Origin of the sequence: Streptomyces sp. NPDC058664 (assembly GCF_042716635.1) — a bacterium.
Lineage (GTDB): Bacteria > Actinomycetota > Actinomycetes > Streptomycetales > Streptomycetaceae > Streptomyces.
Genome location: NZ_JBHXRW010000106.1, coordinates 1 through 10,860 on the forward strand (window position 1 = coordinate 1; position 10,860 = coordinate 10,860).

11 protein-coding genes are annotated in these 10,860 nt (G+C 74.7%); 10 read left to right on the top strand and 1 reads right to left on the bottom strand.

Features of this window, described 5'->3' with window-relative positions; all coding sequences use genetic code 11:
- Both ACFWUY_RS39175 and ACFWUY_RS39180 read left to right on the top strand, forming a co-directional pair.
- On the top strand, positions 1-129 hold a 129-nt coding region (locus tag ACFWUY_RS39175; protein WP_384121354.1), incomplete at its 5' end, for a methionine adenosyltransferase domain-containing protein.
- 94 nt (positions 130-223) lie between these two features.
- The gene (locus ACFWUY_RS39180) at positions 224-2,362 is read left to right on the top strand and encodes a primosomal protein N' (RefSeq protein WP_384121335.1); all 2,139 of its coding nucleotides are present in this window, start codon (positions 224-226) and stop codon (positions 2,360-2,362) included.
- Positions 2,363-2,624: 262 nt separating this feature from the next.
- Here the strand turns inward: ACFWUY_RS39180 and ACFWUY_RS39185 are convergent, their stop codons facing one another.
- Complete coding sequence (locus ACFWUY_RS39185) at positions 2,625-3,143, bottom strand: hypothetical protein (RefSeq protein ID WP_384121337.1); 519 nt, start codon at positions 3,141-3,143, stop codon at positions 2,625-2,627.
- A gap of 228 nt (positions 3,144-3,371) precedes the next feature.
- Here ACFWUY_RS39185 and fmt point away from each other — a divergent pair, with 228 nt between their 5' ends.
- The 8 genes from fmt (at position 3,372) to ACFWUY_RS39225 (ending at position 10,731) form a co-directional block, all read left to right on the top strand.
- Positions 3,372-4,304 carry a methionyl-tRNA formyltransferase gene (gene fmt / locus ACFWUY_RS39190; RefSeq protein WP_384121339.1) on the top strand — a complete coding sequence of 311 codons (933 nt, stop codon included), beginning with the start codon at positions 3,372-3,374 and terminating at the stop codon, positions 4,302-4,304.
- A 141-nt stretch (positions 4,305-4,445) separates the two neighbouring features.
- Positions 4,446-4,649: a hypothetical protein gene (locus ACFWUY_RS39195; protein ID WP_384121341.1), complete on the top strand. Its 204-nt coding sequence runs from the start codon at positions 4,446-4,448 to the stop codon at positions 4,647-4,649.
- 52 nt (positions 4,650-4,701) lie between these two features.
- On the top strand, positions 4,702-6,114 hold the full coding sequence (locus ACFWUY_RS39200) for an RsmB/NOP family class I SAM-dependent RNA methyltransferase (protein ID WP_384121343.1): 1,413 nt from the start codon (positions 4,702-4,704) through the stop codon (positions 6,112-6,114).
- Positions 6,115-6,274: 160 nt separating this feature from the next.
- Complete coding sequence (gene rpe, locus ACFWUY_RS39205; RefSeq protein ID WP_030204447.1) at positions 6,275-6,958, top strand: ribulose-phosphate 3-epimerase; 684 nt, start codon at positions 6,275-6,277, stop codon at positions 6,956-6,958.
- A gap of 125 nt (positions 6,959-7,083) precedes the next feature.
- Positions 7,084-8,133 carry a sugar-binding transcriptional regulator gene (locus ACFWUY_RS39210; RefSeq protein WP_384121345.1) on the top strand — a complete coding sequence of 350 codons (1,050 nt, stop codon included), beginning with the start codon at positions 7,084-7,086 and terminating at the stop codon, positions 8,131-8,133.
- 269 nt (positions 8,134-8,402) lie between these two features.
- Positions 8,403-8,825, top strand: a complete 423-nt coding sequence (locus ACFWUY_RS39215; RefSeq protein ID WP_384121347.1) for a ribonuclease domain-containing protein — start codon at positions 8,403-8,405, stop codon at positions 8,823-8,825.
- Positions 8,822-9,187, top strand: a complete 366-nt coding sequence (locus tag ACFWUY_RS39220; RefSeq protein ID WP_384121349.1) for a barstar family protein — start codon at positions 8,822-8,824, stop codon at positions 9,185-9,187. The genes ACFWUY_RS39215 and ACFWUY_RS39220 overlap by 4 nt, the downstream gene beginning before the upstream one ends.
- Before the next feature lie 101 nt (positions 9,188-9,288).
- Positions 9,289-10,731: a GuaB1 family IMP dehydrogenase-related protein gene (locus tag ACFWUY_RS39225; RefSeq protein ID WP_384121352.1), complete on the top strand. Its 1,443-nt coding sequence runs from the start codon at positions 9,289-9,291 to the stop codon at positions 10,729-10,731.
- Positions 10,732-10,860: the final 129 nt, after the last annotated feature.

Here is a 10,860-nt window from a genome sequence, read left to right on the forward strand (position 1 = left end):
GACCTCGACCTGCTGCGCCCGATCTACGCCCAGACCGCCGCCTACGGCCACTTCGGCCGCGAGCTGCCGGACTTCACCTGGGAGCGCACCGACCGCGTGGACGCCCTGAAGCAGGCCGCCGGCCTGTAGGCCCCGGCCGTACGCGACCGAAGCCCGGTGCCCTCGCGGGGGCACCGGGCTTCGCTCTGCCCCGCTGTCGGTGGCGTCTGGTAGGTATGGGGCTGTGAGCAGCGAGAACGACAGGTCCGAGGAGTCCGCCGAGCACGAGCAGCTCGCGCTCATCCGCGAGACCGTGCGGAAGGCGAAGGTGCCGCGGGCCAAGCCGCGGACCTGGCGGGGGGCCGCGCTCGCCAAGGAACTGCCCGTGGCGCGGGTGGTGGTGAACAAGGGCTCGCTCCACCTCGACCAGTTCTTCGACTACGCGGTGCCCGAGGAGCTCGACGAGGCCGCCCGGCCCGGGGTGCGGGTGCGGGTGCGGTTCGGCGCGGGCGCGCACCAGGTCAAGAACGGCCGGCGGGAGGGCGGGCGGCTCATCGACGGCTTCCTCGTCGAGCGCCGTGCCACCTCCGACTACTCGGGACCCCTTGCCGCGCTCGCCGACATCGTCTCGCCCGAGCCCGTCCTCGGCCCCGAACTGCTCGGGCTCGCCCGCGCGGTCGCCGACCGGTACGCGGGGAGCCTCGCGGACGTCCTCCAGCTCGCCGTACCACCGCGCAGCGCCAAGGCCGAGGGCCGCCCCTCGCCGGAGCCGCTGCCGCCGCCGGCCGCACCGGAGCCGGGAAGCTGGACGCGGTACGAGCGGGGGCCCGCCTTCCTCGACTCCCTCGCGCGTGGCGGGGCGCCCCGGGCCGTGTGGAACGCGCTGCCCGGACCGCACTGGGCCGAGGAGATCGCCCGCGCGGTGGCCGCGACCCTCGCCTCCGGCCGGGGCGCGCTCGTCGTCGTACCCGACGGACGGGCGGCGGGACGGGCCGACGCGGCGCTCACGGCGGTCCTGGGGGAGGGGCGGCACGCGCTGCTCACCGCCGAGGCGGGGCCCGAGAAACGGTACGCGCAGTGGCTCGCGGTGCGGCGCGGCGCGGTGCGGGCCGTCGTCGGCACCCGGGCGGCGATGTTCGCCCCCGTCCGCGACCTCGGACTCGTCGTCATCTGGGACGACGGTGACGGCAGCCACAGCGAGCCGCACGCCCCGCAGCCCCACGCCCGCGACGTGCTGCTGCTCCGCGCCGCCCACGACCGGTGCGCCTTTCTCCTCGGCGGCACCAGCTGCACCGTCGAGGCCGCCCAGCTCGTCGAGTCCGGCTGGGCCAAGGCGCTGAGCGCCGGACGCGAGCAGGTCCGCAGGGCCGCCCCGCTGATCCGGACCGTCGGCGACGGCGAACTCGCCCGCGACGAGGCCGCCCGCGCCGCCCGGCTGCCGTCGCTGGCCTGGCAGGCCGTACGGGAGGGGCTCAGGACCGGCCCGGTGCTCGTCCAGGTCCCCCGGCGCGGTTACGTACCGAGGCTGGCCTGCGAGCGGTGTCGGACGCCCGCCCGCTGCCGCCACTGCGCCGGCCCCCTGGAGGCCCCCGGGCAGCGGGAGCTGTGCTGCGGCTGGTGCGGGCGCGGCGCCCCCGACTGGCACTGCGTGGAATGCGGCTCGACCAGGCTGCGGGCCCAGGTGGTCGGCGCGCGGCGGACGGCGGAGGAGCTCGGCCGGGCGTTCCCTGCGGTGCCGGTCCGCACCTCGGGCCGTGACCACGTCCTGGACAGCGTGCCGGGCCGCCCCGCGCTCGTCGTCTCCACCCCCGGCGCCGAGCCCGTCGCCGAGGGCGGCTACGCGGCCGCGCTGCTCCTCGACGGCTGGGCCATGCTCGGCCGGCCCGATCTGCGCGCGGGCGAGGAGGCGCTGCGCCGCTGGATCGACGCCGCCTCGCTCGTACGGGGCCAGTCCGAGGGCGGCACGGTCGTCGTGGTCGCCGAGCCGACGCTCCGGCCGGTCCAGGCGCTGGTCCGCTGGGACCCGGTCGGGCACGCCCAGCGGGAGCTGGCCGAGCGGGCCGAGCTGGGGTTCCCGCCGGTCTCCCGGATGGCAGCGGTGACGGGTCCCCCGGAGGCCGTGGAGAGTCTCCTGGCGGCGACCGCGCTGCCCTCGGACGCCGAGGTGCTCGGCCCGGTCCCGCTGCCGGTGGTACGGCCCGGCGGGCCGCGCAGGCCGGGGGACCCGCCGCCGGGCGAGCAGTGGGAGCGCGCCCTGGTCCGGGTCCCGCCGGGCAGCGGAGCGGCGCTCGCGGCGGCGCTCAAGCAGGCGCGGGCGGGCCGGCTCGCCCGCGGCGGCGGGGACCCGGTGCGGATCAGGGTGGACCCGCCGGACATCGGCTGACGGCGGATCGCGGGACCGGCGACGGCGGCTGACGGCGGGTCGGCGGACGGGTGACGGGGACTGACGGTGGACGGGTGACGCGGCTGACGGCGGATCGGGCGGGGCCGGTAGGCGTCGGCGCGGGGGGAGGTGACGACGGGTCGGGCCGGGGGCGGCGGGCACGGCCAGGGACGCGGGACAGCGGGCAGGGCGTACGCGGCCCGGACACACGGGACGGCCGCCCGTCCCCGCGGGGGTGGGCGGCCGTTCGGGTGTGCCCGGGTCAGCCGTTGCGCGGGCCCGGGAAGGCCGACTGGCGCGGGTCCTCACGGAGGGATGCGCTGCCAGAGGTGGGCTGCGGGGGCATCGAGCGGGCCGTGGGGACCGAGGGGATCGCGCGGGCCACGCCCGGCTCCCCGAGCGGGTCCTGGTCGACGGCGACGCCCGGCTGGGGCGCGCGCCGGGCACCGTAGCGGCGGTGGACGGCCTGCTTGGTGACTCCGAGCGCGGAGCCCACCGCGTCCCAGGAGAAACCGAGCGAGCGGTCGAAGTCGACCGCGGCGGTCACCAGGGTCTCGACACTGTCCCGCAGCTCCTGCGCGAGACGGACGGTCGGGGCGGGGGCCCGCCCGTAGACGACGAAGCCCGTGGACGGGCCGGAGCGGCGAGGGCGGTAGACATTGCCCAGTTGGGCCGTGAGCGTGCGCAGTGCGTCCACCTGCCGCCGGACCCGCTCGATGTCCCGCACCAGCAGGTGCAGACTCGCCCGAGCCTGGGCGTCGTGGGTTGCGTGGTCGGCCATGTGAAAGCCTCTCGAACCGGCATGTAAGGGGTAAGGGCCGCATGGGGGGACGACGGCCCTGTTCGGTCAATCTCTCTTGACCAACGCGCCACCGGGAGTTGGGTCACGCTGCGGGGGCGTACACGCATATGCGCGGGGCGCTCGTCCTTCCGTACGCCCCCTCCGCAAGACGCCCCTAGACTGGTGCGCTGCCCGTAAAGCCCCCGGACAGACAGGCAGTCGTCACCCATGAAGCTCGTCTTCGCAGGCACCCCCGAGGTCGCCGTACCCGCCCTGGACGCCCTGCTCGCCTCCGGCCGGCACGAAGTGGCCGCCGTGGTCACCCGGCCGGACGCCCCGGCGGGACGCGGCCGGCGGCTCGTCGCCAGCCCGGTGGCCCAGCGGGCGGAGGAGGCCGGGATCGAGGTCCTCAAACCGGTCAGGCCCCGCGACGAGGACTTCCTCGCCCGGCTCCGGGAGATCGCGCCGGACTGCTGCCCGGTCGTCGCGTACGGTGCTCTGCTGCCCAAGGCCGCCCTCGACATCCCCGCCCGCGGCTGGGTCAACCTGCACTTCTCGCTGCTGCCCGCCTGGCGGGGCGCGGCGCCCGTGCAGCACTCGCTGATGGCGGGCGACCAGGTGACGGGCGCGTCCACCTTCCTGATCGAGGAGGGCCTCGACTCGGGCCCGGTCTACGGCGTCGTCACCGAGGACGTCCGGCCGACCGACACCAGCGGCGACCTGCTCACCCGGCTCGCGTTCGCGGGCGCGGGACTGCTGGCCGCGACGATGGACGGCATCGAGGACGGCACCCTGAAGGCCGTGCCGCAGCCCGCCGAGGGCGTCACCCTCGCCCCGAAGATCCAGGTCGAGGACGCCCACGTCGACTTCGCCGCCCCGGCGCTCCGGGTGGACCGGGTGGTCCGCGGCTGCACCCCGGCCCCCGGTGCCTGGACCGTCTTCCGCGGCGAGCGCCTCAAGCTCATCCAGGTCACCCCGCTGCCGGACCGTACGGACCTCGCCCCGGGCGAGCTCGCGGTGGGCAAGAACAACGTGTACGCGGGCACCGGCTCGTACGCCGTCGAACTCCTCTGGGTCCAGCCCCAGGGCAAGAAGCCGATGAAGGCCGCCGACTGGGCCCGCGGCGTCCGGATCGCCCCGGGCGAGCGCCTCGGGGCCTGACCGTGCCGCTGCCGCTCCCCGAAGGCTCCTGGTGGGACTGGGAGGTCCGCCACCACGGACGGCAGCCGGCTCACCCTGGCCGCCGGTCACGATCTCTCGTACCACCACGGGCTCGAAGTCGTCTTCACGGACACCCTCTACGTGTGCTGCCCGACGCACTTCGTGGACCCGGTGTTCCGGGAGGCCACGCCGGGGGAGCGCGCGGAGGCCACCCGTCTCGTCGGCGCCGAGCCGCCCGTGCTCGTCGCCTTCGAGGCGGACGGCGGCGGCACGGAGCCGGCCGTGTGCCTGATCGCGGCCGAGGACCGGGCGATCCGGCGGGGGCGTTTTCCGCGCGGGACGTGAGCGGACGTACGCTGAGGGGGTTCGACCCCTCATTTCGTCACGCGGAGCACCTTTGAGCGAGCAGGCACGTCGCCGTCCCCCCAAGCCCTACCGGCGGCCGCAGAAGGACCCCGTCCGGATGCTCGCCTTCGAGGCGCTGAGGGCGGTGGACGAGCGGGACGCCTACGCGAACCTGGTGCTGCCGCCGCTGCTGCGGAAGGCCCGCGAGGGCGGGAACTTCGACGGGCGGGACGCGGCGCTCGCGACCGAGCTCGTGTACGGGACGCTGCGCCGCCAGGGCACGTACGACGCGATCATCTCCGCCTGTATCGACCGGCCGCTGCGCGAGGTCGACCCGCCCGTGCTCGACGTGCTCGCGCTCGGCGCGCACCAGCTGCTCGGGACCAGGATCCCCACCCACGCCGCCGTCTCCGCCAGCGTCGAACTGGCCCGGGTGGTGCTCGGCGACGGACGGGCCAAGTTCGTGAACGCCGTCCTGCGGAAGATCTCGCAGCAGGACCTCGACGCCTGGGTGGCGCAGGTCGCCCCGCCGTACGACAAGGACCCCGAGGACAACCTCGCCGTCGTCCACTCGCACCCCCGCTGGGTCGTCTCGGCGCTCTGGGACTCCCTCGGCGGCGGCCGCGCCGGGATCGAGGACCTCCTGGAGGCCGACAACGAGCGCCCCGAGGTCACCCTCGTCGCCCGCCCCGGCCGCTCCACCACGGAGGAGCTCGCCGCGGCCACCGAGACCCTGCCGGGCCGCTGGTCCCCGTACGCCCTGCGGATGGCCGAGGGCGGCGAGCCCGGCGCCATCGACGCGGTGAAGGACGGCCGGGCCGGTGTCCAGGACGAGGGCAGCCAGCTCGTCGCGATCGCCCTCGCGAACGCCCCGGTCGACGGCCCCGACGCCCGCTGGCTCGACGGCTGCGCGGGACCCGGCGGCAAGGCCGCCCTCCTCGCCGCCCTCGCCGCCGAGCGCGGCGCCGCCCTGCTCGCCTCCGAGAAGCAGCCGCACCGCGCCCGCCTCGTCGAGCGCGCCCTCGCAGGCAACCCCGGCCCGTACCAGGTCATCGCCGCCGACGGCACCCGTCCGCCGTGGCGCCCCGGCTCCTTCGACCGGGTCCTCATGGACGTGCCGTGCTCGGGCCTCGGCGCCCTGCGCCGCCGGCCCGAGGCCCGCTGGCGCCGTCGCCCCGAGGACCTGGACGGCTTCGCCCCGCTCCAGCGGGCCCTGCTCACCGAGGCGCTGAGCGCCGTGCGCGTCGGCGGTGTCGTGGGGTACGCGACGTGCTCGCCGCACCTGGCCGAGACCCGGGTGGTCGTCGACGACGTCCTGAAGAAGGTCGGCGGCGCCGAGCTGATCGACGCCCGCCCGCTGCTGCCGGGCGTACCGGCCCTCGGCGAGGGCCCGGACGTCCAGCTCTGGCCGCATCTGCACGGTACGGACGCCATGTACCTGGCGCTGCTCCGCCGGACCGCCTGAGCGTCCCGCTGTCCGGCCGGCCCCCGAGCCGGGTCCTCCGACCGCTATCTCCCGGTCTGTACGGGTCCCGGGCTCGTCGCTTCGTACCGAAAGTGGTCTGGACCGGAACCGAAACGGCTCGGCGGCAAAGAAGTACCCAAGAACGTGGGAGGCTTGGCACATGGCGCAGATCAACCCCAGCATCCTGTCCGCCGACTTCGCCCGGCTCGCCGATGAGGCGAAGGCCGTCGACGGTGCCGACTGGCTGCACGTCGACGTGATGGACAACCACTTCGTGCCCAACCTGACCCTGGGCGTGCCGATCGTGGAGTCGCTCGCCCGCGCGACCGACACCCCCCTCGACTGCCATCTGATGATCGAGGACCCCGACCGCTGGGCGCCCCAGTACGTCGAGGCGGGCGCCGGTTCGGTGACCTTCCACGTCGAGGCGGCGGCGGCACCCGTCCGGCTCGCGCGGGAGATCAGGGCCAAGGGCGCGCGGGCCTCGATGGCGCTCAAGCCGGCCACGCCCATCGAGCCGTACGAGGACCTGCTCCCCGAGCTCGACATGCTGCTGATCATGACGGTCGAGCCCGGCTTCGGCGGCCAGGCCTTCCTCGACATCATGCTGCCGAAGATCCGTCGCACCCGTGAGCTGATCTCCAAGCACGGTCTGGAGCTGTGGCTCCAGGTCGACGGCGGGGTCGCCGAGTCGACGATCGAGCGGTGCGCCGAGGCCGGCGCGGACGTCTTCGTCGCGGGCTCCGCGGTCTACGGCGCGGCGGACCCGGCCGCGGCCGTCGCCTCCCTGAGGGCCCGCGCGGACGCCGTGACGGCATCCGCCCCGTGGGCATGTGGCCACTGAGCCTCCGGCGGATGAACGCGGTCCGTCGGGCCGCCGACAGGACTGATCAAGGCCCGCCGGATCTGACAGGATGAAACGGCGAGTCCAGAGTGTGAACGTAAACAGCGGTACGTAAGCAGCGGTACGTGAACGGCAGTGAGGAGATCGCGGTGGCGGGTATGTCGGCGGGACGGTCAGCCCTGCGGATGGGCCCCGCGGAGCTGGTGCAGGCGGCGGCCATGGCCCGCCGCTTCTACCTCGAGGGCAAGTCCAAGATCCAGATCGCCGAGGAATTCGGCGTGAGCCGCTTCAAGGTGGCCCGGGTCCTGGAGACCGCCCTGGAGCGAGACCTCGTGCGCATCGAGATCCGCGTGCCGGCCGAGCTGGACGCCGAGCGCTCCGACGCGCTCCGCGCCCGCTACGGGCTCCGTCACGCCGTCGTCGTCGAGTCCCCGGCGGAGGGCGAGGAGGAGTCGCCCGACCCGGAGAACCTCGGCGAGGTCGCGGCCGACCTGCTCGGCGAACTGGTCGCGGAGGGAGACGTCCTGGGGCTGGCCTGGGGCCGCTCCACCATCCACATGGCGGCGGCGCTCGACCGGCTGCCGCCGTGCACGGTCGTCCAGCTCACCGGGGTGTACGACGCCGGGACCGCCGAGCGCGGCTCCGTCGAGGCGGTCCGCCGCGCCGCCCAGGTCTCCGGCGGCGAGGCCCACCCGATCTACGCGCCGATGCTGCTCCCCGACCCGGCGACGGCGGCCGCGCTCCGCAGCCAGACCGGCATCGCGCGGGCCTTCGAGTACTTCGACAAGGTGACCGTCGCCTGCGTCTCCATCGGCTCCTGGGAGCCGGGCATCTCGACCGTCCACGACATGCTCTCCGACGAGGAGCGCGCCCACTACGCCTCGCTCGGCGTCGCCGCCGAGATGTCCGCGCACCTCTTCGACTCCGAGGGGCGCCGGGTCGGCCGTGACCTGGGCGAGCGCTGCATCACCGTCGAGGCGGACCGGCTGCGCCGGATCCCCGAGGTCGTGGCGATCGCCGGCGGTCAGCGCAAGGCGGCGGCGATCGGCGCGGTGCTCCGTTCCGGGCTCGTCACCAGCCTGGTGACCGATCGGGCGGCGGCGGACTACCTGCTCACCGAGTCGAGGCCGGGCACCCACCCGGCACTCGACCGGACGGACCCGGACTACAGCTGAGGCGGACTCCGGCCGCGGCGAGGCGGGCTCCGGCCGTAGCCGGGGCCTGACCCCGACCGCAGCGGGGTGGGCCCCGGCCGCAGCGAGACGGATTCCGGCCGTAGCCGAGGTCTCACCCCGACCACAGCGAGGCGGGCCCCGATCGCAGCTGGAGCCTGACCCCGGCCGCGGCGAGGTGGGCTCCGGCCGTAGCTGGGGTCCGGTCCCGGCCGCAGTGGGGCGGCGCGCCCCTGGTCGGCCGCGGGCGGCGCGGTGGCAGCATCGGGGGCATGATCCTCAGCTGCGCACGGGCCGCGCTCGCGCTGCTCGCCGGCCTCTCGCTCCTCCTCACCGGATGCTCGGGCGGCGAGGCCGACCGGGCCCCGCGCGGCGGGACCTCCCTCGTCTCGGCATCGGTCGGAGGGACCTCCGCGCTGCCGGTGGTCCAGGCAGCGGACCTGCCCCCGGAGGCACGGGAGACGCTCGCGCTCATCGAGCGGGGCGGGCCCTTCCCGTACGCCAGGGACGGGGCCGTGTTCGGAAACTTCGAGCGGCTCCTGCCCCAGCGGCCGCGCGGTCACTACCGCGAGTACACGGTCCGGACGCCCGGCGAACGCGACCGCGGTGCCCGGCGCATCGTCACCGGCCGGAGCGGGGAGACGTACTACACCGACGACCACTACCAGAGCTTCCGGGAGGTGGTCGGCTCATGAGCGCGACCCATCGCACGGGCCACGGGGCCCCCGACCTCTCCCGCCCCGTCGTGCTCGACCTGCACGGCGTCACCGACAAGGCCGCCCTCATGAACCGCTGTGCGCGCGCTCTCCCGCTGCCCGTCGGGTTCGGGCGCAACTGGGACGCCCTCGCCGACTCCCTCGCCGATATGCGCCGCCCCATGGCGATCGTGGTGACCGGCTGGCAGGCTTATGCCGAGGCCCGTCCCGACGAATGGGCGGTCGCCGAGGAGGTGTTCTCCGCGGCGGCCCGCGCCAGCGTCGAAGGCCTCACGGTCCTCCTCTCGCGCACGCGTCTGGAGGATCCGACAAGCGAGCCCCCGCAAGGCTCGGACGATTAGCCCGGGTCCGGTATCCGCGCGGGCGTGGGACAATGAACTACGTGCTTTTTCCCCTGGCTGAAATGCCTAGGGGCCGATCCGAACGACTGGGATGTCAGCACGTGCGTTTCCTCAATGACGTCAAGCCGCCCTACGACCTGACGTACGACGATGTGTTCATGGTGCCGAGCCGCTCGGCCGTCGGTTCCCGCCAGGCGGTGGACCTCTCCTCGCCGGACGGATCCGGGACGACCATCCCGCTCGTCGTGGCCAACATGACCGCGATCGCCGGCCGCCGGATGGCCGAGACCGTCGCCCGCCGCGGCGGCCTCGTCGTCATCCCGCAGGACATCCCGATCGAGGTCGTCACCGACGTCATCGCCTGGGTCAAGAGCCGCCACCACGTGCTCGACACCCCGATCGTCCTCGAGCCGCACCAGACCGTCGCCGACGCGCTCTCGCTGCTGCCGAAGCGCGCCCACGACGCCGGTGTCGTCGTCGACGAGAACCGCCGCCCGGTGGGTGTCGTCACCGACGCCGACCTCTCCGGCGTCGACCGCTTCACCCAGCTCTCCGAGGTCATGTCCAAGGACCTGCTGCTCCTGGACGCCGACATCGACCCGCGCGAGGCGTTCAACACCCTCGACGCCGCCAACCGCCGCTACGCCCCGGCCGTCGACGCCGACGGCAAGCTCGTCGGCATCCTCACCCGCAAGGGCGCGCTGCGCGCGACGCTCTACAGCCCCGCCGTCGACAAGAACGGGCAGCTGCGCATCGCCGCCGCCGTCGGCATCAACGGCGACGTGGCGGGCAAGGCCAAGCAGCTCCTCGACGCGGGCGTGGACACGCTCGTCATCGACACCGCGCACGGCCACCAGGAGTCGATGATCTCCGCCATCCGGACCGTACGGGCGCTCGACCCGCAGGTCCCGATCGTCGCGGGCAACATCGTCGCCGCCGAGGGCGTCAAGGACCTCATCGAGGCGGGCGCGGACATCATCAAGGTCGGCGTCGGCCCCGGCGCCATGTGCACCACCCGCATGATGACCGGCGTCGGCCGCCCGCAGTTCTCGGCCGTCCTGGAGTGCGCCGCCGAGGCGAAGAAGTACGGCAAGCACGTCTGGGCCGACGGTGGCGTCCGGCACCCGCGCGACGTGGCCATGGCGCTCGCCGCCGGTGCGTCCAACGTGATGATCGGCTCCTGGTTCGCCGGTACGTACGAGTCCCCGGGCGACCTCCAGCACGACGCCCAGGGGCGTGCGTACAAGGAGTCCTTCGGCATGGCCTCCGCGCGCGCCGTCAAGAACCGCACCTCCGACGAGTCCGCCTACGACCGTGCCCGCAAGGCGCTGTTCGAGGAGGGCATCTCCACCTCGCGGATGTTCCTCGATCCGTCCCGTCCGGGCGTCGAGGACCTGATCGACTCGATCATCGCGGGCGTCCGCTCCTCCTGCACCTACGCCGGTGCCGGCTCGCTCGCCGAGTTCGAGGAGAAGTCCGTGGTCGGCATCCAGTCCGCCGCCGGCTACGCCGAGGGCAAGCCGCTGCACGCCAGCTGGAGCTAGTCGCCCCGCACGTCGACAGAGCCGTGGGGGGGCCGGCAGACGAGGCGGCGGTCCACTCCATTGAGCCTCCGTCGGCCCCTGGGCACGCCGCCCCCGCGCGTAGACACATCGCCGCGCGCACCCGCCTGA